The 21,134-nt window shown below is 54.5% G+C and carries 16 protein-coding genes and 1 tRNA gene; 9 read left to right on the top strand and 8 right to left on the bottom strand.

The window, feature by feature from the left end; all coding sequences use genetic code 11:
• The first annotated feature begins 46 nt into the window (after positions 1–46).
• From G449_RS17820 to G449_RS17815, 4 genes are all read left to right on the top strand, one after another.
• Entirely contained in the window at positions 47–1,171 is a 1,125-nt protein-coding gene (locus G449_RS17820) for an FkbM family methyltransferase (protein WP_022659178.1), read from the top strand.
• A 6-nt stretch (positions 1,172–1,177) separates the two neighbouring features.
• Positions 1,178–3,115 carry a TIGR04326 family surface carbohydrate biosynthesis protein gene (locus tag G449_RS0110030; RefSeq protein WP_022659177.1) on the top strand — a complete coding sequence of 646 codons (1,938 nt, stop codon included), beginning with the start codon at positions 1,178–1,180 and terminating at the stop codon, positions 3,113–3,115.
• A 99-nt stretch (positions 3,116–3,214) separates the two neighbouring features.
• Positions 3,215–4,297 (top strand): methyltransferase domain-containing protein, encoded by a 1,083-nt coding sequence (locus tag G449_RS0110025; protein WP_022659176.1) that lies wholly within the window; start codon positions 3,215–3,217, stop codon positions 4,295–4,297.
• 18 nt (positions 4,298–4,315) lie between these two features.
• Positions 4,316–6,340, top strand: a complete 2,025-nt coding sequence (locus G449_RS17815) for a glycosyltransferase (protein WP_022659175.1) — start codon at positions 4,316–4,318, stop codon at positions 6,338–6,340.
• Between the two features lie 333 nt (positions 6,341–6,673).
• Here the strand turns inward: G449_RS17815 and G449_RS0110015 are convergent.
• Positions 6,674–6,749 (bottom strand) — tRNA-Glu (locus tag G449_RS0110015).
• Positions 6,750–6,900: 151 nt separating this feature from the next.
• Here G449_RS0110015 and G449_RS0110010 point away from each other — a divergent pair.
• From G449_RS0110010 to G449_RS0109990, 5 genes are all read left to right on the top strand, one after another.
• Positions 6,901–8,286: an NlpC/P60 family N-terminal domain-containing protein gene (locus G449_RS0110010; RefSeq protein ID WP_022659174.1), complete on the top strand. Its 1,386-nt coding sequence runs from the start codon at positions 6,901–6,903 to the stop codon at positions 8,284–8,286.
• Complete coding sequence (gene coaE / locus G449_RS0110005; protein ID WP_022659173.1) at positions 8,283–9,857, top strand: dephospho-CoA kinase; 1,575 nt, start codon at positions 8,283–8,285, stop codon at positions 9,855–9,857. Before G449_RS0110010 ends, coaE begins: the two co-directional genes overlap by 4 nt.
• 139 nt (positions 9,858–9,996) lie before the next feature.
• A complete protein-coding gene (locus tag G449_RS0110000; protein WP_022659172.1) occupies positions 9,997–12,054 on the top strand; it encodes an ATP-binding protein in 2,058 nt (685 codons plus the stop codon).
• 15 nt (positions 12,055–12,069) lie between these two features.
• Entirely contained in the window at positions 12,070–12,558 is a 489-nt protein-coding gene (ybaK, locus tag G449_RS0109995; protein WP_022659171.1) for a Cys-tRNA(Pro) deacylase, read from the top strand.
• Positions 12,559–12,688: 130 nt separating this feature from the next.
• Entirely contained in the window at positions 12,689–13,540 is an 852-nt protein-coding gene (locus tag G449_RS0109990; protein WP_027180892.1) for a PhzF family phenazine biosynthesis protein, read from the top strand.
• A 122-nt stretch (positions 13,541–13,662) separates the two neighbouring features.
• On the opposite strand, the gene G449_RS0109985 is transcribed toward G449_RS0109990, so the two are convergent.
• The 7 genes from G449_RS0109985 to G449_RS0109955 all read right to left on the bottom strand — a co-directional run bounded on the left by G449_RS0109985 (position 13,663) and on the right by G449_RS0109955 (position 20,956).
• Complete coding sequence (locus tag G449_RS0109985; RefSeq protein WP_022659169.1) at positions 13,663–13,851, bottom strand: rubredoxin; 189 nt, start codon at positions 13,849–13,851, stop codon at positions 13,663–13,665.
• A 15-nt stretch (positions 13,852–13,866) separates the two neighbouring features.
• Positions 13,867–14,406 (bottom strand): bacterioferritin, encoded by a 540-nt coding sequence (locus tag G449_RS0109980; protein WP_022659168.1) that lies wholly within the window; start codon positions 14,404–14,406, stop codon positions 13,867–13,869.
• Between the two features lie 107 nt (positions 14,407–14,513).
• Positions 14,514–14,921 (bottom strand): Fur family transcriptional regulator, encoded by a 408-nt coding sequence (locus tag G449_RS0109975; RefSeq protein ID WP_022659167.1) that lies wholly within the window; start codon positions 14,919–14,921, stop codon positions 14,514–14,516.
• Between the two features lie 294 nt (positions 14,922–15,215).
• The gene (locus tag G449_RS16765; protein WP_022659166.1) at positions 15,216–16,214 is read right to left on the bottom strand and encodes a glucokinase; all 999 of its coding nucleotides are present in this window, start codon (positions 16,212–16,214) and stop codon (positions 15,216–15,218) included.
• A 27-nt stretch (positions 16,215–16,241) separates the two neighbouring features.
• A complete protein-coding gene (rfaE1, locus tag G449_RS0109965; protein WP_022659165.1) occupies positions 16,242–17,699 on the bottom strand; it encodes a D-glycero-beta-D-manno-heptose-7-phosphate kinase in 1,458 nt (485 codons plus the stop codon).
• A 19-nt stretch (positions 17,700–17,718) separates the two neighbouring features.
• On the bottom strand, positions 17,719–19,704 hold the full coding sequence (locus G449_RS0109960; protein WP_022659164.1) for a glycosyltransferase: 1,986 nt from the start codon (positions 19,702–19,704) through the stop codon (positions 17,719–17,721).
• A 61-nt stretch (positions 19,705–19,765) separates the two neighbouring features.
• A complete protein-coding gene (locus G449_RS0109955; RefSeq protein ID WP_022659163.1) occupies positions 19,766–20,956 on the bottom strand; it encodes an ABC transporter permease in 1,191 nt (396 codons plus the stop codon).
• Between the last annotated feature and the right edge of the window lie 178 nt (positions 20,957–21,134).

Genomic DNA, 21,134 nt, shown 5'->3' with positions numbered 1-21,134 from the left:
AATCCCAGAACCATGGCTTGTTGCAATATGTAAAGGAGTACTTGGCATGACGCCAATCAATAACACACCTGCCAGCACTGATCAGGCGAACGAATATTGGCCAGTATTTCCGGAACCCACAGATGAAGAAGTGTTGCTGGTAACGCAATCCGGTCTCTTTGACGAAAAATGGTATCGGGAAAACTACCTTATGGGCAGAACAGAAGTAATGCCCCCCCTGATTCACTTTATGCGCTATGGCCTGCGCAAAGGCTATAAACCCAACCCTCATTTTGACCCGCGACAGTATCTGACGGAAAATCCCGAAGCCATGCGGGCCGGTATTAACCCGCTACTGCATTACTGCATCTTTATGTCCGCATTCAAAAGGCAACTGAATTCTAATCAAAACGGGCGTATTTCAGAAGCCGCGCTGGATTCCATATGGTCACAAATAAGTACCGTTATGGTTGGCGATATCGCCTTGAAATTCCATCGCATTAACGCTGTTACAGCGTACAGAATTGATTCTTTTTTTGAAAAAGAGCCAGAGACAATTGATTGGCTTAACACGTTTGCTGACAATGCTGTTTTCTGGGACGTGGGCGCGAATATCGGCCTGTACTCAATTTATGCACAAAAAATTCATCACGCAAAAGTTTATGCGTTTGAGCCTTCAGTCTTTAACCTTGAGCTGCTGGCCAGACATGCCGCCATCAACACTCTCCATCAAACAGACAATAAAATTTCGATTGTTCCGGTATGCCTGAGCGATTCAACGAAATTTGGAGAATTTGAGCTGAGCTACATGACACATGGCGAGGCCTGCTCAACTTTTGCAGAAGGGTACGACCACCACGGCAATACGCTACAAAAATGCTTTGGATACACAATGCCGGGCATTACAGCGGATGCACTTATAGAATTGTACAACCTGGAAATCCCAGACTACATCAAAATCGACGTTGACGGCACAGAGCATCTTATTCTTTCTGGAATGAAAAAAACGTTGGCAAATTCAAAAGTAAAAAGTGTTCTTGTGGAAACAAGCTTTGATTTCAATGAACATGCGTCCATGATTAATGAAGTCCTCAAAAATTGTGGCTTCACGCTTGCCGTCCGTGCCCACGCGGACTTTTATGACGCATCGCCATATCGAAATACCTACAACTGCATCTGGAACCGCCAATAATACCATATGGAATGTTTGCACATTGTTGACGCAATGCCGCCGCCCCAATGTAGCGGGAAAATACTTCTGTGGGATCGTTTTTCAGAAAATGATTCCATAGACAGTATTCTTGACCTGCAAGAACGCTATTTTCATGATACACGGGCGGAATTTCTTTGCTTTGTGCACAATTTTGGAGAGCATTCCATAAATGGCCGCCCATTGCGCGATTATCTACGGCTGCCTGACGGTTTCTCCCTCTGGTGGCTGACGCGAATTTTTGAACGGCATCCGGCATTCTTTGGGGCCAACCTGTTTGAAGTTTTCAAGCTGCGTGCGCTGGAACATCTGTTGCTCGGCATGCAACCGTCTTCTGTTTGCCTGCACACAAACAATACGCAGCTTGCGCGTACAGTGCGCGAACTCTGCAAAAGCCAGCGTATTCCCTTTGAACACTTTGCGCCAATGCAGGCAAACCCCGCGGGCGCGTATCAAGCAGGCCGTTGCGTACCCTCCAGCACAGATTCCGCCACTACCGCCACAACTGGCGCATCCCCCCTTCAGGACATACTGACCCGCCTTCGCCGCAGTGCATTAGCCAACCGGGCAATAAACGCATTCCAGATCACTCGCCACGCATGGCACTGGTGGCGCAAAGTTCGTTCACTATTTCCCAGAGCACCCAAAGTTGCCAAGCGCTCCGGCCTGCTGCTCGGCACCTGGTTTCCCAATGTAGACGCAAACGCAGCAAAACAGGGGCGCTTTCATTCAAAATATTGGGAAAGTGTCCACGATATCATCCCGGAATGCGGCAAGCCCGTGCACTGGTTCTTCATTCACGGCGACCCTGTGAGCAAGGCCCCGGAAAATATCCGCCTGCGCGACAACTTGTTGCAGAACGAACCAGACAATGTCGATATGACCTTTCTGGAAGAATGCCTCACCCCGCGGGGAGCTTTAAGGGCATGGCTGTGGGCCATGCGTGTTGCCTGGAATGCACGGGGATTATTGCGGTATTTGCCAGCAACGATGCGCTGGCCCGATTCATGCCTCAACGTGTATCCCCTGCTGGCCGGCATCTGGAAGGAATCCACCCAGGGCGAGCACCTGATGCGCATGTGCTCCACCCTGGAAGGCATACGCCGCTATTGCGCCCTTGTTGGCCCCCAGGACACTGTAGTAACCTCATCTGAGCTGCAATCATGGGAAAGGCTGCTATTCCAAGAGCAACGCAACCTTGGCTGCAGGCGCATCTACGCTGCCCAGCATTCCGTCATCCGGGATGCGGACTTTCGTTTTTTTGTTGCACAACCTACCTGGGATATTAACGAATTTTGCCAATGCATGCCTGACAAATTTTTCTGCAACAGCGACGGCGCGTATCAAGCCATGCACAAGAGCGGCTTTCCCGAGCACCGCCTTGGCATGCTGGAAGCAACACGCTTTATCGGCATATCCGCATCAATGCCGCCGCTGCATGGCACGCAGTTCAGGCGCATTCTTGTCGCAACTTCCTACTTTGCACAGGAAGCACTGCGAACACTGACCATTCTGGCGCAGGCCATGCGCCTGTCAGACCACCCGCTGCTGGGCAACGTGCTTATCAAACCGCACCCATACCTTCCTGTGGACGCCATGCTGGCCCAATTATTTGATACTCCGCCAAGGCAGGTTGCCGGCTCCATGGAAAGCCACATGACGCCAGGCACGGTTGTTGTGGCCGACAGCGCAACCTCTGTGGGATTGCTCGCTTGCTATAGAGAATTGCCACTTATAGAATGCGTCCCTGAAAACAATTTTGACATGAGCATTACACAAGGTGTGGCGGAAAGAGTTTCTGTCAAAAATGCAAGTGAACTTGTTCAAGCGCTGCACACAATAAAACCAACCAGAGCAAACAACTTTTTTTGCACTACTCCGGGCATGCCTCGCTGGCATAACCTGCTTTCTGGATCCAACATTTAAGCAGTATGAATTGTAATTGCATAGAAATGCTCTGGTTCAGGTGCGCACGCATACATAGCGACCAATCACTCCAAGTCAGATTATGAAAAGGGTGTTGTCATGAGGCGTTCATATCAATGGCACTGGCACTATATTCCTTTTTTTGCGTTTTCAAAACTTTCTTTTTTTAAAATTGCTGATAAATTATTTTATAACTCCTTTTATGAAGAATTTCAGAAAAGATACACTTCCCCAGATCAACTTAGTGAAACCTACAAGTTGTTTAAGGAGGAATCTCTTGATAACATTCTCCAAAATATCGACGTAGATTCTGAAAAAAAAGTTCTAAGTATTTCTTGCGGAAATGGATATGTTGAGCACAGATTATTGCAAGAGCGGCCCAATATAACACTATACTGCACAGAATTATCTGAAGAAATACCGTCGTTTTTAGACAAGAATTTTTTGAAAAATAACTTGCGTATTGGGTTTGTTCCAGAATGTCTTAGGAAAGAAGACAAATTCGATATTATATATATTATTGAAGTTGATTATTCCATGTCAAATACACAATGGGTAGATCTTTTAAAAAGCCTTGGCGACTATCTAAATAAAGACGGCATCATAATAATCCATTCAACATATGAACATTATTATTTTTCTATACGCAGACACATTGAACAGTTTATTTCAACAATCCAAACCCTGGTTAATCATTTTTTACTAAAAAAACCTGTTCAATTATGGGGATGGAAAAGATCAATACAAGAGCATATCGCGCTATGTAAAAAGGCTGGCCTCCATAAAATCGATATTCAGACCAATGCCGGGGCGCTGGTTCTGACGTACTTCAAAGCAAGACACGACAAAAGAAACAAAGCATTGCGGGAATGCTACCTCCGCATGGCTAAGAAAATTTCTGGCGAGAAAGTCTGGTTTTGTGGAGCTGGAGCAGCTTATGAATATTACAAACAGAGCTTTGCATGCCTCTGGCCTCAAGGCATGATTCTGTCACCAGAATTTGCACAAACAACGCCAAGCGTTGATGGCATTTCCGTGATCCCGCCGCAAGTTGCGGCAGCCCAAAATAAAAACATACCTATAATTTTATTCACCCGAGCACAGCATCACGACGCCATGCTAAGAAATATATGGGAATATTTTGGAAGCAATGCCAACATACACCCAGTCATTTTATACTAACAATCAATGCAAATCAGTATGATAAACAAAATAATTCTCTATTCAGGCACTCATGAGCAGTTTTTTTTCTCGTTTGTAAACAAAACATTTCATGAAAAATTGACTGAATTAGGATTTTTTTACGCTGAAGATTTTTGCTCAACAGCACACAGCTCCGCATATATCACCAAGATAAATGAACTGTGCGAAAAGCGTGGAGACAGCAGACTGCCAGCAGCTCTACGAAATATCGAAAAGGAAGCATCCGACATCCAAGCCCATACACTATGCTTGGGTCTTCTTTCTATCCGGCCAAGAGTATACGCCTTCCGCAATCTTGTGCAGGCATGCAGACAGGTTTTTCCGGACGCAACGCTGATTATTGCTCTCGATAAATCACAACGCGATGATATAATATTTGAGCGTTACTATTCATACACTTCGTTTCGTCTTTGTAATCTTGAATTTAACCGCTTTTATAACGTAAGAAATACTTTTTGCGAAAACAATTTCAGCGATTTCATTAAATATTTGCTGCGCACCTTTGATCAAAAAAACAACTCGATTATAACAATTGAAGATGTAGCAGCCTTACTGCATATAGATATAAAAAATCCACTTTGGGTAAACAGTTATCAGCCTCTGTGCTTTCCCACTATCCCACGCGAAGTCCTCAGTTTTGCCCAGACAACGTTGGTGGATAACACCCTTCCACTGCCTCCCAATACGGTCTTCCATTGGCCCACCCAGCTTCACCGGTTCATAAACAACGACTATCCAGCTTCACCTCATAGCATGCTTGGGCCAAAACGCCGCACGGAGCTGCTGGCGCAGCGGCGGACGGACAATCAGGAGGCAGCCCGGCTGCTGGGCCAGGAGCGCCTTTTTGACGAGCCGGAGCCGGAGCCGGATTGGCAACCTTTTTTAGGGCTTGATGCAGCAACCGCTTTCAACATAGCCCAGCATCTGGATACGGACTTCGCCCAGGCGCGCATGGCAGAACTGGACGCCATACCTGCACATTTCCTCCAGCACGACCAGCGCCTTGTGCAGCAAGCCCTCCACGATGTTTGCGACACCACAGCAGAACCTTTGCCCTCCAGCATCAGCATAGCGCCAGAGCCACGGCTGTCAGTGCTCACGCTTGCGTACAACCATGCAGAGTTTATTGCCCAAAACATTGAAAGCGTTATAGCGCAGCAAACCAGCTTTCCTGTTCAGCATATCATTGCCGATGACGGGTCGACCGATGGCACGCAGAAAATCATTTTGGACTTTGCGACCCGATACCCACATATTGTGCCCGTATTTCGCAAGGACAGAAACAAGGCCGGCTGGAGAAACGTTCAGGCTCTTTTTGACATGTGCCGCACCGAGTACGCGGCGCTGTGCGATGGGGACGATTACTTTACCGACCCCGCGAAACTACAAATTCAGGTGGACTTTCTGGATCAGCACAAGGACTGCGCCCTATGTTTTCACCCTGTCAAGGTCGTGTATGAGGACGACTCAAAACAGGAGCGTATATACCCGCCTGTTGAGCAGCTGCCGCGCGGTATCAAACCTTTTTATTATTTAAGCGACTTGCTCAAATGCAATCTTATCCAGACCAACTCTGTTGTGTACCGCTGGCGGTTTCGGAACGGTCTGCCCGAGTGGTTCAGACCCGATTGCTGCCCTGGTGACTGGTACTGGCATCTGCTGCATGCAGAATTGGGAAAGATCGGCTTTATCAATAAGATAATGAGTGTGTATCGCAGACACAAAAAAGGCATTTACTATCTTTCAGAAGTGGATCGCCTAAAGCATAGGGCTACTGTAGGCCAGAAAGAAATTGAGGTTTACGACATCATCAATAAACACTTTGACAATAAATATAAATCAATTCTCCTCGATCTTGTTAACGGTGTGTTTGCAGATTGCCTCATGTATGATTCCAGCAGAGAACAAGATGAAGAATTTAAGCCAGTTCTACCCACGTTGGTCGAAAAGTACCCCGATTTTGCCCGCCATTTTCTCGAATCGTTGAAACTGGTGAGTGCAAAAAACACCCCCGTTGCCTGACGCAACGGCTCTCCGGTGTTAGAAAGCAAAACCTTGTCATTCAACAGCCTGCCGCAGCTTACACCCAAGTTTCAGGTGAACTTCCAGTGCGCCGGATTGGCACACCATTCAATTTTCGGCCAAAATCCAACGTAAAAAAATACAATAAATCTGGGATGTAAGCCTGTTTTCTTATCTTCTCCACAGCGCCCGCGTGTGCCAATCTGCACCAACTTCGTTGCACTTATGTGGTTGACCCTGCCTCAAAGACGAGAGCATAGCCTCCATAAAAAAAACAAAATTAAGTAAATAAAAAAGGCACTTACAGTCATAAACTGCAAGCGCCTTTGAATTTGGCGTCACCAACGGGATTTGAACCCGTCTTAACGGCTTGAGAGGCCGCCGTCCTAACCGGATAGACGATGGTGACAACGAGGAGTTAAATAAGGCTCTCAAGCCTTATTTGTCAAGCAGTTCATATGCAGGGCGGTAAAATCAGCCGTTGCCGTACCTGCGTTCAAGGTGCTAGGTATGGAGTTGCCGCTGGCGGCGGCCCAAATCTGAAGGAAGGAGCAGCCCTCATGAAATCTCGTCTTCACCTTCCCCTGCTTATCGCCTGTTTTGCCTTGTTGGCCGCATGCGGCGGCAAGGTTATTCCCACGCGCGACGGCGACATGCCTACGTGGATGGGAACGCTGGAAGACCTCCGACGCTACCCGCAGAATCTGGATGTGTACGCCAAGGCCGCAGGAGAAGACAAACTGCTTGTTTCTCCTGCCGAGCAGGCCAATCAGGCGGCCAGATTTATGCGCATCACCTTTGGCCCGTGGGAAATGACCAGGACCTCCATCCGCAAGCGTGATGTGGCCGTGCTGTTCAACAAGGCGCGCGGCTACAAAAATGGCGATGTGCGCTGGACGCAGCCGGAATGGGATGCCATGAGCGCCAACGCGGCTCTGGGCTCCTACCCCTCGCGCAGCCAGGCGGCCATAACCGTGCACAACGCGAACCTGCGCGAACTGCCCACCAATGAAGCGCGTTTTCCCGAACCCACGCCAAATCCCAAGGCCAATCCCTTTGATTATTTTCAATATTCCCTGTTGCCCGTAGGCACACCGGTGCTTATCGCGCACACAAGCCGTGATGGCCGCTGGCACTATGTGGAATGCCCCGTGGCTGGCGGTTGGGTGGCGGACGAAGATCTGGCATCAGTCAGCCCCGAATTCAAATACATGTACCGCAACAGCACATTTGCGGCACTGGTGCGCGACCGGGTGAACCTTGTCACGCCTACAGGTTCCATATTAGCCAATATCGGGGCATTGCTGCCCATGCGTAGCGGATATTCCTCGCCCGCAGACGCCGGTTCCGGCGGGCAGGCCGCAATTGAACTGCTTGTGCCCATACGCGGTGTGGACGGCATGGCCCAACTGGCCCCGGTGTCGCTTACCACAGCAGACGCCGTTCCGTGGCCCATGCGCATGACCCCTGGCAACGTGGCCAAGGTGGGCAATTTCATGATCGGCCAGCCTTACGGATGGGGCGGCATGTTCGGCGACAGGGATTGCTCTGCCCTCACGCGCGAACTGTTTACGCCCTTCGGCATCTGGCTGCCGCGCAACTCCGTGGCGCAGGCGCGCACTGGCGCGATTAACATGCTAGAAGGCATGACAACTGCGGAGAAAGAAGAACAGATTCTGCGCAACGGCGTTCCCTTCCTCAGTCTTGTGGGCATGCGTGGGCATATCATGCTGTATGTGGGCAAGTATAATGGCCGCCCCGCCATTTTCCACAATGTATGGGGCGTGCGCACAGTAGAGGGCAGCGACACTGATGGCCGTTTTGTTATCGGCAGGGCCGTTGTCACCTCCATCACCCCCGGCGCTGAGCTGAAAAACCTTTACCGTACAACGACGTTTGCCGACAGGCTCCGCACGTTGAGCACCCCGGCGGATACTCTTCAGTGACAGAACTGCGCCATACAACAACCGCCGATGATGCCGGCCAGCGACTGGATCGCGTGCTGCATCAGGTTGCCTCCGAGATGTCGCGTGCAGCGTTGCAAAAAGCCGTTCAGGCCGGGCACTGCATGGTGGACGGCCTGCCGGAAACCCGCGTGAATGCCAAAATGCGGGCCGGGCAGACCATCACGTTGCGCCTGCCGGAGACCTCCACGACCTTGCAGGCGGAGGAAGGGCACCTCGAGCTGCTCTGGCAGGACGAACACATGGTGGTGTGCAACAAGCCTGCGGGCCTTACGGTGCACCCCTGCCCTTCCTGCCCGGAGCAAACCCTGGTGCAGCGGCTGCTGGGTCGCTTTCCTCAACTGGGCAGGATTGAAGGCCAGCGCCCAGGTATAGTGCATAGGCTGGACAAAGACACGAGCGGCATCCTGCTGGTGGCACTGACAGAACAGGATCGCCTTGTGCTCAGCGAGGCCTTTGCCCAGAGGGAAGTACACAAGGAATATCTGGCCCTTGTAAGCGGCAGGCCACCCGCAGAGGGCGAATGCCGCGAACCTATTGGCCGCCACCCCACGGCCAAGGTCAAGATGGCCGTTGTGCCGGAATCGCGCGGCGGGCGCGCAGCCCATACGGAATGGAAAACCCTGTGGACAGCGCCCGACAGGCGCTTCTCCTTGCTTGCCGTGCGCATCCATACCGGGCGCACGCATCAGATACGTGTGCACATGACCCACATTGGGCATCCCCTGCTTGGCGACAGGCTCTATGCGCCCAAAGCCGTGCAGGCCCTCGCCCCGCGCCAGATGCTGCACGCATGGCGCATCAGCTTTATCCACCCGGCCACGGGCGCTCCCATGAATTTTGCCTGCCCGCCGCCGGACGACATGCTCATGGCTGCGCTTCAGGGCTGCCGCCGCATGCGCCGCGTGGTGGTAACGGGCAATCCCGGCAGCGGCAAATCAGCCTTTTCCCAGTGCCTGGCCGATATGACTGTGCCTGTGTTCAGTGCCGATGCAACGGTTGCCGCCCTGTACGCCCCCCGAGGGGAGGCTGCCCAATGGATCGGGCAGATCGGCGGCAGCGCCCTGCTTACTCCAGCAGGCGCCGTGGATAAATCCGCACTGCTTGAGGCCATGCGCGCCAACCCCGTGCTGCGACGTGAGGTGGAAAACATGGTGCACAGCCTGACGCACAAGGCGCTGGAAACATTCTGGATACAGCAGGAGTCGCTGGGTGTGCCGCTGGCAGTGGCCGAGGTGCCTCTGTATTTTGAAACAGGCTGGCAAAACAGCTTTTCGCCTGAACCTCACGTTGTCGGGGTGCGCTGCGCCATGCCCCTGCGCGCACAGCGCATAGAAGCTAATCGTGGCTGGACGCAGGACAAGCTGGAAGCTATTGAGGGCTGGCAATGGACGCAAGACCGCAAAATGGCCGCCTGCAACACAGTTGTGGATAACGAGGGGTCGCTGGAATCTTTATGCGCCCAGGCCCAGGATTTTTTGGCAAGCATGCGCACTCAGGATCAGAAGGATGAACAGGCCCTTGCGCTGCACCTTGCAAGGCTGTGGCAGTAACTACTACAGTCCGATACTGTCTATCCACTCAAGTTCCATGAGTTTTTCACCTAATTTGCCATTTCTTGACACAATTCGCAGTATTCGCGTATAGGCTATCTTTAAATTTTCAGACCAAAAGCATCAGTTGAAGCAAAACATGTCAGACGCACAACAGCCGCATCAGGGCAATCTAGCCAATCCTCTGGTGCTGGCCTTGGAAATATCAAGTTCAGCCCTTCTGCACGTCAGCAAAGAGCCTTTTCTCAGAGCAGCCATGGCCAGTATTGGCGAATCCTTGCACTGTGAGCAGGTATCTCTTGTGGAATTTGACGATGAGCAGTGGTCTGCCCCTGTAGTCTGGCGGTCGGCTATTCGCAGTGCAACGGCAGACATGCCAGCGGCAACGCTCAACGACATGTCGCCGGTGCTGAGCCTGTTTGAAGAGGGCAAAAGCCTGTGCGTTGCCGATACCTCGGCCATGCCCGAAGGCCCGCAAAAAGCCCTGCTTCTCTCCCGTGGAATCAAATCGGCAATCTGCGTGCCCATCGCCCATGATGGCCAGCTTTTTGGCGGCATCTGCCTTTTGCGGCACCGCTATCGCGGGCAATGGTCCATCGAGGACTCCAGCCTTTGCCATCTTTTGGGCAGCATCCTTGCCATCACGCTGACGCATTTTCGTCTTTACGGGCAGTTGCAGCGCAAGCACAAGCAACTGCACGACATTCTTGATGCCTTCACTGATCCTGTCTGCATTGTGGATATGGAGACGTACAAGATTCTTTTCGTCAACAACAGTGTTGAAGAAACATATCCGCGCAAAGACGGCACGTTGTCCAATATCTGCTATAAAAGGCTCATGGGGCGGGATACGCCCTGTCCCTTTTGCACCAATGCCATTATTGCCGCCTCCAGCGAGCCATATCAGTGGACGTATGAAAACAAGACCACCAGGCGCACCTATACGGTGGTGGACAAGGCCATCAAGTGGGACAACGACAAAACGGTTCGCCTCAGCATTTCACGCGATGTGACTGACCTGCTGCAAACCCAGCACGAAAAACAGGATGCCGTGGTGGCCTCGCAGGCCAAAAGCGAATTTCTGGCGCACATGAGCCATGAAATCCGCACGCCCATGAACGGCATCATCGGCCTCACCCATCTGGCCCTGCAATCCAATCCCAGCGACGAGCAGAAAAACTATCTGCAAAAAATCCGCACTTCCGCCACGAACCTGCTGGCCATCATCAACGACATTCTGGATCTTTCCAAAATCGAAGCCAACAAGATGGTGCTGGAAGACGCCAACTATCCGCTGGAAGACGTGCTTGAATTCGTGCACACCTCGCTGCGCTTCCCCATTGAACAGAAGGGGCTTGAGTATGAATGCAAGCTTGGCGACGATGTGCCGCTGAAGCTCTGGGGCGACAGCCTGCGCCTCAAGCAGGTCTTGCTCAACCTTATGAACAATGCCGTCAAATTCACCGCCGAAGGGCGCATAACCCTGCGAATTGACCGCGAGCTTTCTGGCGGCAAAGACAGCCTGCACTTCAGGATTGCTGATACGGGCATGGGCATCAGCCGTGAATACCAGCAGCACCTTTTTGATCCCTATACCCAGGCCAATGCGAGCATCAGCCGCCGCTTTGGCGGCACAGGCCTTGGGCTGAGCATCTGCAAGCGCATTGCGGAGCTCATGCACGGCGCGCTGTGGTGCGAGAGCGAGCTGGGCAAGGGTTCCACCTTCCACCTGAGCATCCCCTGTACGCCTGCCCGCAATATCTATTGCCCGCAGGAGCAGGCCGTCGCCACGGCAGAGCCGCTGGACGGGGCCGTAGAATGCCGCATTCTTGTGGCGGAAGACAACGAGATAAACGTGGAAGTATTGCGCGCCATGCTGCGCCAACTGGGCTTTGAATGCGATGTTGCGCCCAACGGCAAGGAAGCCCTGCGCATGGCCATGGAAACCCCATATGATATTGTGCTGATGGATGTTAACATGCCCGTCATGGACGGCCTGACCGCCACGCGCGAACTGCGGAACATGCTGCCGGGAAATGACGAGCAAAAAGCCCTGCCCATCATTGCCCTCACCGCCGCGACCCTGCCTGACAACATCGCCGAAATCATCAACGCGGGTATGAACGATCACATAGCCAAGCCCTTCAGCATGGCAACCCTGCGCAATAAACTCGCCAAGTGGCTTAAGCTGCACTGAGCACCCCGACAAATCATGTCTGCCGCAAAAGTTTCCAAAACCAATGCCGCCAGAATTCTTGAAGGCCTAGGCATTCCCTACGAACTGCACACTGCTGACGTGGACGAAAATGACCTGTCAGCCGTGACCATGGCGCACAATCTGGGCGTTGACCCTGCCTGCGTTTTCAAAACCCTGGTAGCCAGGGGCGACAAGACCAGCGTGCTCATGGCCTGCATCCCTGCTGCGGCGGAGCTTGACCTCAAGGCGCTGGCCGCCGCATCTGGCAACAAGCATGTGGAAATGGTTCCGCTCAAGGATGTTCGTCCCCTCACCGGCTATATGCGCGGCGGCTGCTCCCCCCTTGGGGCCAAGAAGGCTTATCCGGTTTTTGTGGACGAAAACGCCATCCTGCTTGAAACCATCTTTGTGAGCGCAGGCCAGCGCGGCGTTCAGCTGCGCCTCAAGCCGGATGACCTGCTGCGCGCCGTTGAAGGGCAGTACGCCCCCGTGGCGCGTATTTAGTGGCCCCGCCCGTTATTTCCTGCATAAAGCCTCCGGTCGGGGCAGGCAATCACAAGCTGCCGCGTGGGTATCATCAATACTTCACGGAGCGCATGCTCAGCCATCTGCCCATCCGACAAGGAGATCATCCATGCAGTATTACCACGCAGATGTGTTTTGCAAAGAGCCCATGACCGGCAACGGTCTGACTGTCTTTATTGCAAAGGCCTTTCCGGAACGATCTGTCATGCAGCAGATTGCCCAGGAATTCAGGCAGTTTGAAACAATCTTCCTTGTGCGGCGCAGCGATGCCGTTTTTGACGCGCGCATCTTTACCGTTGAGGAAGAACTGGATTTTGCCGGGCATCCCGTTCTGGGCGCTGCTGCGGTTGTGCAATGCGAATTTTTGCAGGAGGCCTCCCGCACGGTTCTGCTGAACCTGAACAGCAAGCAGGTTTCTGTTTTTTGCACAATGCAGGGTGCTTTTTATGACTGCTGTATGGATCAGGGTCCAGCGGAATTCACCTGTGCGCCAGAGCCGGAAGAATACGCACACTATTTGCGGCCGCTGAATCTGGCACCGCACAATGTTGCCGCCGGATTCCCCCTGGAAGTAGTTTCCACAGGGCTGCCCTATCTGCTGGTGCCCCTTGCCTCAGGCCTGGACCAAGCCCGCATTCTCGTGGCGGATTACGAATCGCGGCTTGCACAGATCGGCGCAAAATTCGCCTATGTTTTTGACGTCAACGCCGTGGAAGGCAGAACATGGGACAATGCTGGTCTGGCGGAAGACGTGGCCACGGGCAGTGCCGCCGGGCCGGTAGGGGCCTACCTTTACAAACACAACAGATTTTCGCCCGCACAGGAAATACTTCTCCGGCAGGGGCGCTTTGTGGGGCGTGACTCGGAAATCAGCATCCGCAGGGACAAAGCCAGCGGCAACATGCTGGTGAGCGGTCAGGTTCGCCTGCTCGTACGCGGGGAATGTATGCAGGGAATGTAAACCCACCCGCGCTCAAAAGATCCTCCAAGGCGCAAAATATAAGGCCCGTCTCCTTCTCTGCCATAACAGCTCAAGGACACGGGCCTTTTCAAAACTCACCTCAAGGGTGTTGGGTTCCTGGCTTAGCCTTCGTCACTCAAAGGGCGAAAGCTCTTTTTTGTTGCCCCGCATACAGGGCATTTCCAGTCTTCTGGCAGATCTTCAAAACGGGTTCCAGCCGGTATCTTGTGGCGTTTGTCACCCCGGTCGGGGTCGTAAACGTAACCGCAATTAACCATCTGGCAACGCCACATATCCTTGGGTTCAGCCATCTTTTGCCCCGCCTGTTAGCCCGCTGCGGGCGTTGCGGTCACAAAGCCCTTGCTGGCAGGGCCGGTTGTGGAAGGCGTACCGGCAATCTTGGCAAGGTAGGTGTCGCCAAGTTTTTTGATATGCCCGTCAATATTGTCGTAATAGGTCAGGTGGGCCTGTTCCTCGTCAATGATACGTTCAAAGAGGCGGGCAGAAACAATGTCGCCCGCATCCTTACAGATGGCAAGAAAACCGCTGTAAGCTTCGATGGTGACTTCTTCCTGATTGGCGTCAGCCTCATAGATAGCGGTCACTTCCTGCCCGGTGACAATCTTGCCGTCCTTCTGGGTAGTGGGCTCACCGCCCAGTTCCTTGATGCGTTCGGCAAAATTTTCGGCATGTCGCATTTCGTCAATGGCGATAAGCTTCATGTTGGCAGCAAGCTCGCCATAATCCATATCGTCCAGATTGTAGTGCTGGTTCATATACTGATGGATGGCGAACAGCTCCATGGCGCGCGCCTTGTTCAGTACTTCTATGACTTTAGCCTTCCGGCTTTCCCTGTTTTCAGCCATGACGCAAGCTCCTTGGTTATAACAGGTTCAAGATGCTATTTGCATAATACGAATAGCAAAATCTCACAAGCAGCCGCCGCGCACACGGAAAAACATTCGGACAATAGTTACTGGGTTATTTCAAGCGATCTCGCGCAGGTTTCGCACACGCCATCGTATTCCACCCGCGAACTCAAAATGCTCGCAAAACCCATTGCCTGCATGCCTTCAACTGTGGGGGCCTGTTTGACGTCTTCAACATCGCCAACCCGGCCGCAATAAATGCAGCGAACATGCTGATGGTTTGAAATATCACCGTCAAAACGTTTGGTTGATCCGGCAGCTTCCAGACGGCGGATCTCGCCGCTGTCTGCCAGAAAATCCAGATTCCGGTACACAGTACCCAGGCTTATTCGGGGCAAACGCTCGCGCACGATGCTGTACAGCTCATCCGCAGTTGGATGGCTCTTGAGCTTGCGCAGTTCTTCCAAAATAACTGCCCGCTGCCGGGTCATTCGTGTTTGTGTTTGAGCCATGCCAGCCTCCAGTGTTGCTAAAAATTACTGTTATCGCGGGATACTGTCAAGCCCAAACTCAACCAAAAGACTAAGACTTTTGCCTGGCGAAAAACAGTGCGCAATGGCTGCTTATCGGAAATATGGTTCCCATGCAGAAAAAAAATGCCTTGCGGCGGCTCCAGTCCAGCTAGAGCGCATACGCGCCACAAGGCGCATAAAAAACATACCATCGCAGTGCGGGTAAATAAATAACTTTCAGAAAAGCGTCAAGGCGTAACCCCAAATTGCATCAGTCCGCAGGGCCGTGATTGCCTAGCCGCTTTTTTCAGCACGGGGGACGCAGCAGGACAAATGCTCCACAGCCGCGCACGCCGCGCCCCACAGGCCGCTGTTGCCATCGGTGACAAGATAAATGGGAGCAGAGGCCGCAATGCCGCCGATATCGGGCACCAGACCAAGCTCTTGCATAAAGGCCGGATGCGTCAGGCACAGGGGATTTTTGGCGGCAATGCCGCCAGCAATCCACAATCCGCCACGGCAGAGCGTGGTCAGTATCCACTGACGGCAAAAACGGCCCCAAAATCTGGCATACCACAATAGCGTGGGCGTTTCGTGCGACAGGGCCTCGGCGCCCACGGCAGGGGGATAAAAAAACTGGCCGGAAAGATAGTAGTGCAGCACGGAAAGGCCTTCACCGGAAAGCACATTTTCCGCCGTGGGATAATCGCGGCCCAGTTCGCGGGCCAAAAAGGCCTGATAGGCCTGCTCTTCCGGCCCCACAAAGGCAAAGGCGGTATGCCCTGCCTCCGAAGGCACGGCCAGCCAGCTTCCGGCAGGATCCGGGTCGCCCGAGCGCACCAGCATGGCTGCGCCAAGGCCAGTGCCAGCGCCAAGCACGGCCCGGGTCTCTCTGGATTCGTCAATGGATCGGGTGTTGCTGCGCACCAGTGCGGCAGCAGCGCCGCAGGGCGTCAGCGTGGCAAAAGCCTGCGCGCTGAAATCGTTGAGCAGCAGGCAGCAGGCCAGGTTGTACTGCTGCGCTACGCCATCAAGGTCTACACGCAGCTGCCCGTTGGTGAGTTTGCCGTGCAGGCCGTTCACAGGCCCGGCAAGGGCAATAACGAGGGAATCACCCGCAGAGAATGGAGATTGCAAGAGCTGCTGCATGGCTTGCAGCACATCATGGGCATTGCCCAGATCAGCCGATTTTGCCCACACCGCAGACATAAGCGTGAGATTGCCCTCATACACTGTGAACAGGGCAAATCTTGCGTTGGTTCCACCTATATCTGCTGCGAAAATGCGTTGCATGTACGGCTGAAAACTCCGGCTGCTGGTCTAGGTGACATCCCGCTGGTTATCGATTTTGCGCACTATGCCCGTAGTGCTGCAACCGTCTACCAGGCGGGCAAGATAGACCCTGCCGCCCCCCTGCTGCACAACATCGGCCCCAACCACATTGTCGATGGTATAGTCGCTGCCTTTCACGAGCACGTCAGGCCGCAGGGCCGAGATGAGTTCAAACGGGGTATCTTCGTCAAAAAGCACAATGGCGTCCACGTCTGACAAAGCAGCCAGCAGCAAGGCGCGGCTGTTTTCGTTCTGGATGGGACGGGTCGGCCCCTTGAGGCGGCGCACAGAGGCATCGCTGTTGAGCCCCACAATCAGGTGATCGCCCTGAGCGGCGCTCTGCCGGATAAGGGAAATGTGGCCAGGATGCAGCAGGTCAAAGCAACCGTTGGTAAAAATCACAGTTTCATTTTTTCTGCGCCATTCTTCAATTTTTTCAACAAGGCTCTGAACGGTAAAAAGCTTGGGATTGTCGGCCTGTTCACGCAGCGCTTCGTTAAGTTCTGCAATAGACACGGGCGCAGTGCCCATTTTGCCCACGGCGACCCCTGCCGCCGCATTGGCAAGGTGCATGCTTTCGGCCCAGGGCAGGCCTTTGCCCACGCATGCTGCCAGAGTGGCAATGGCGGTATCGCCTGCGCCGGAAACATCGGCCACTTCGCGCACGGCGGCTCGGCAGTAAACAGGCGCTTCGTCAGGAGTGAACAGGGCCATGCCCTTTGGCCCCCGCGTTATGAGCAGGCGTTCAATGCCGTAGCGTGAACGCAGTTCTCCGGCAAGGGTCTCACGGCGGGGCCTGTTGAGCGTTACGCCAGCGTCCAGCCCGCAGGCTGCGTCAAATTCCCCGGCATTGGGAGTAACGCAGTGCGCTCCGGCGTAGCGCCGCCAGTCGCTGCCCTTGGGATCAACCAGCACGGCGATGCCAAGGCGGCGGGCTTCTTCAATGATTATCTGGCACAAATTGCAGCCGCTGGCCGATTCAAGCAACACGCCCTTGGCGTAGTCAGAAAGAATAACCGCATGCCGCCCCGGCAACAGGGAAAGGACCTGATTTTTCAGAGCGTCGGCTTCTTCTGCACCGAGCGGAGCTCTTACTTCCTCGTCAAGGCGCAGCAGTTGCTGCCCCTGCGCAAGAACGCGCGTTTTGCAGGTAGTGCGGCGGCTGGGCGAAACGGCCAGACCGTCCGCGATTCCCTCAGCCGCAAGCGCCGCGCGCAGATCGCTGGCTGCGGCATCCTGCCCCACTACGCCAGCCACAGCCACGTCAACACCCAGGCGCACAAGGTTGCGCGCCACGTTGGCAGCACCGCCAGGCACAGACCAGCGTTTTGCCGCAGACACCACGGGCACCGGGGCTTCGGGAGAAATCCTTTTGACCTGGCCTGCAATGTAATGATCAAGCATCACATCACCCACAACCAGTATGCGTACTCCGTCAAAATTCATGACGCTCTCCCGGCGTGGTTCAGGCCTTGCCGCAGGCTTTTTTGATCAGCTCGGTCAGGCGGGCTTCGGTGCGGTCGGTATCCACAAGGGTAACTACCGACTTGCGGGCGCCCTCGCCAAGGCGCTTGCGTTCCTCGGGACGGGAGGCAAGAGCTTCCAGAACATCAGCCAGCGCGCCCACGTTGTCTTGCGGCACAAGGCGTCCATTGCCGCCGTCCGTAATGGCTTCCGCATGGCCCGGCAGATCGCTGGCAACCACCGCAAGGCCAAAGGCCAGGGCTTCCACCAGAGCCGAAGGCACACCGTCGGCATCTCCGCCAGTGGTCTTGCGGCCAGGAGCCACAAAAACATCCGCCCGGTTGTACATATCCGCCATGTTCTCATGGGGAATCTGCCCGGCAAACTGAACCGAACCACGGAGCCCAAGCCGCCAGACAAGCCAGCGCAAACGCAGCTTCTCCGGCCCCTGGCCCACAAAGGTCAGCGAAAAGTTCACATTTCTGTCGGCCAGCAGGCGGCATGCCCGAAGCAGCAGATCGTATCCCTTGCGGCGCGCAATGGTGCCCACAGCCAGCAGATTGAAATCCGCAGCCTTATCCGCATCACTGGCGGCATCGTCCCCAGCGGGAACGGGCATCTGCTCTTCCAGATCCTCCGGCGGCGTGAGGGTAAGGGGATCGCGCAGCACAAGCAGTTTGTCTTTCAGCTCGGGCAGCAATTGCAGCATGGCATTGCGGGTGGCCTCTGTATCGCAGCGCACAAATTCTGCATCCGCACCCTTGGCGGCCCAGTTGAGGCCAGGTTCCGTCATATCCTGAGCGCGCACGGCGAAAGCATACGGCACATGCAGAAGGCGCGAGGCAACCCAGCTGGCCGTGGCCGGGCCGTGAGCCCCCGCAGCGTAGAAAAATTCGATCTTTTCTTCCTGGCCCCAACGCGCCAGCATGGCCCCGGCGCAAAATGCGCGCAGGTGATCCCACCAGCGGCTGCCCCAGCGGCCACGCCCCGGCAGTTTGCGCCAAAGCGCCCACAACTGGGAGGAAGAAGCGCGCATGAGCCTGAGCATACCCAGGCAGGCCGCAAGCACACGCAACGCGCCGATACGCCGCACAGCCAGCGGCAGGGCGTAGCCCTCGGGATTGCCCAGAAATCCGTTGTCGCGGATGGCGTAAATACGGGTGAGCAGGCCCGACGCGTGCATACGGTGGGCCTCATCCATAAGGCACTGACCGGAGGCCTCGGGAAAGCTCTCGGCAACCATGGCGCCGCGCACTACAGGGGCAACCCCATGGAGCAGATTGTGCGAAATGGTGTCGGGCATCTGCGGCAGATTACGCTGCCGGCAGTGCAGAATGCCGTCTTCAAGGGTGTAGATGCTGTCGCAGAATTCGGCCATTGTTGGGTCATGCGTAACCATGACCATGGAAACGCCGCCAGTGTGGCAGAGCGAACGGAAATTATCCATGATAAGGCGGCTGGTTTTGGCGTCCAGCGCGCCCGTGGGTTCGTCAGCCAGCAGGATGCGGGGATTGTTGACCATGGCGCGTGCAATGGCCACACGCTGCTGCTCGCCGCCCGAAAGGCGGTTGCTTCGGTAGTGTACACGCGCAGAAAGGCGCACAAGTTCAAGGGCGCGGATAACCCGCTCCCAGCGTTCTTCTGGCGGAATTTTCTCAAATATCAGGGGGAATTCAACATTTTCAAACACAGTCGAGTGGTCAAAAAGGTTGCTCGACTGCATGACAAAGCCCATGGTGCCACGGCGGAAACTGGCAGTCTGCTCACGGTCGAGCGTCAGCACATCCTTGCCAAGAATTTGCAAAGAGCCGGAATCGGGCGCGTGCAGCATGCCCAGCACGTGCAGCATGGTGGATTTGCCGCAGCCCGAAGGCCCCATAATGGCCACCATCTCGCCGGGAACAACTTCAATATTCACGCCACGCAGCACCGGTGAAAAACCGGCGTAGCATTTATATAAATCTTTGGCGACTATAACGGGTGCCATGATCCACCTTGTGCATGTGCGGCAGAGCCGCAAGAACGCGGGGCAACCCGCGCATTGTGTGCTATTCGAATCGCAGAGCGGTTACCACGTCCATACGGCTTGCCTGCATGGCAGGGAACAGACCGCCCGCAATGCCTATGACGGCAGAAAAAACGATGCTTCCCAAGCTGCTGAAAAACAGCAGCGAATACGAAACGCCCGTTCCAAGCGATAAGGAACCGATCTCGACCAGCGCGCAGCCGATGAGAATGCCAAATATGCCGCCAGCAACCGATTTGCACAGAGCCTCGGCCAGGAACTGCGCCAGGATGTCTACATCCGAGCCGCCCATGGCCTTTTTAAGGCCCACTTCGCGCGTTCTGGCCCGAACTGCGGCAAACGTGCCATACCAGATGCCGAAACCGCCCAGCATGAGCGATGCGGCAATACCAAGCCACAGCAGAGCCTCAACCCACATGAAGGTGGTTTTGATGCGTTTGAGCTGATCTTCCTGCGTCTGCACCACGATATAGGGTGCGGACTGATGCTCGCGCACCATCTGAGGAATAATTTTGACAAGCGGCGGCACGTCTTCCCACCCGATGGCGCGGATAAAGAGCCTGCGCACCTTGCCCCGGCCCCAGTTGCGGTCGGCCATGGTGGTATAGGGCAAAAAGCCGCCCTGGCTCCAGCTGCCGAGCATGACGCCGCTGACAACGCCCACCACTTCAAAAACATCCTGCTCCAGAAAGAGCAGCTTGCCTATGGCTTCTTCCGAACCGCCAAATAAATTTCTGGCCGCATCCCTGCCAAGCAGACATACGCGCCTGTGAGAGTCCACATCTTCCTGATTGAGCAGCCGCCCGGCCGCCAGATCAATGGAGTAGACCTCGGCGAAATACTGGTCGATGCCGATAAAATCCACATTCAGCGTGCGCTCGCCGGTGCCGCGTATGGGGAAATTTTTGTTGTCGCGCAGGTTTCTGCTCACCAGGCTGACGCCGGGCAACTGGGAAAGGGCTTCCACAGTTTCAGGATAAAACTCGCGGTCGGGCTGACCGGGGTACTGGGCATCATCCATGTATACCTGAATGACGTTGACGCCACCCATGAGCACCATGTCCTGCCCCACCTTGTACCGGATTTCGCGGCCAAGTACCGCCAGGACGATAAACGCCGTGATGCCCAGGGCGATGGAAAGCATCACCCCGAAGCCGCGCTGGCGCACAACCTGCCTGAGGCTGATGCGAATAAGGTCTGACATTGCAATCATGGCGCAATCACTACTCTGACAAAAAACGATAAAAAAAGCCGTGGCTTATGCCGCGCACATGCGCAACGCCATTGCCGCATCCTGCTGTCGGGCTGCATACAGATATATTGCATGCTGCCCGTGACAAAAGGGCAAAAGACAATACACGCCACTTCGGGTGTATGTCAAAGCCTCTATT

The organism is Desulfovibrio desulfuricans DSM 642, assembly GCF_000420465.1.
Classification (GTDB): Bacteria; Desulfobacterota; Desulfovibrionia; order Desulfovibrionales; family Desulfovibrionaceae; genus Desulfovibrio; species Desulfovibrio desulfuricans.
The sequence above is the reverse complement of the archived record's forward strand: the minus strand, read 5'-3'. Positions and strand labels throughout refer to the sequence as shown.

Excerpts from the sequence above, each read along its gene's own strand:
- G449_RS17820 (WP_022659178.1), top strand. The coding sequence starts at position 47 with ATGACGCCAATCAATAACACACCTGCCAGCACTGATCAGGCGAACGAA.
- G449_RS0110030 (WP_022659177.1), top strand. The coding sequence starts at position 1,178 with ATGGAATGTTTGCACATTGTTGACGCAATGCCGCCGCCCCAATGTAGC.
- G449_RS0110025 (WP_022659176.1), top strand. The coding sequence starts at position 3,215 with ATGAGGCGTTCATATCAATGGCACTGGCACTATATTCCTTTTTTTGCG.
- G449_RS17815 (WP_022659175.1), top strand. The coding sequence starts at position 4,316 with ATGATAAACAAAATAATTCTCTATTCAGGCACTCATGAGCAGTTTTTT.
- G449_RS0110010 (WP_022659174.1), top strand. The coding sequence starts at position 6,901 with ATGAAATCTCGTCTTCACCTTCCCCTGCTTATCGCCTGTTTTGCCTTG.
- G449_RS0110000 (WP_022659172.1), top strand. The coding sequence starts at position 9,997 with ATGTCAGACGCACAACAGCCGCATCAGGGCAATCTAGCCAATCCTCTG.
- ybaK (WP_022659171.1), top strand. The coding sequence starts at position 12,070 with ATGTCTGCCGCAAAAGTTTCCAAAACCAATGCCGCCAGAATTCTTGAA.
- G449_RS0109990 (WP_027180892.1), top strand. The coding sequence starts at position 12,689 with ATGCAGTATTACCACGCAGATGTGTTTTGCAAAGAGCCCATGACCGGC.
- G449_RS0109985 (WP_022659169.1), bottom strand. The coding sequence starts at position 13,851 with ATGGCTGAACCCAAGGATATGTGGCGTTGCCAGATGGTTAATTGCGGT.
- G449_RS0109980 (WP_022659168.1), bottom strand. The coding sequence starts at position 14,406 with ATGGCTGAAAACAGGGAAAGCCGGAAGGCTAAAGTCATAGAAGTACTG.
- G449_RS0109975 (WP_022659167.1), bottom strand. The coding sequence starts at position 14,921 with ATGGCTCAAACACAAACACGAATGACCCGGCAGCGGGCAGTTATTTTG.
- G449_RS16765 (WP_022659166.1), bottom strand. The coding sequence starts at position 16,214 with ATGCAACGCATTTTCGCAGCAGATATAGGTGGAACCAACGCAAGATTT.
- rfaE1 (WP_022659165.1), bottom strand. The coding sequence starts at position 17,699 with ATGAATTTTGACGGAGTACGCATACTGGTTGTGGGTGATGTGATGCTT.
- G449_RS0109960 (WP_022659164.1), bottom strand. The coding sequence starts at position 19,704 with ATGGCACCCGTTATAGTCGCCAAAGATTTATATAAATGCTACGCCGGT.
- G449_RS0109955 (WP_022659163.1), bottom strand. The coding sequence starts at position 20,956 with ATGATTGCAATGTCAGACCTTATTCGCATCAGCCTCAGGCAGGTTGTG.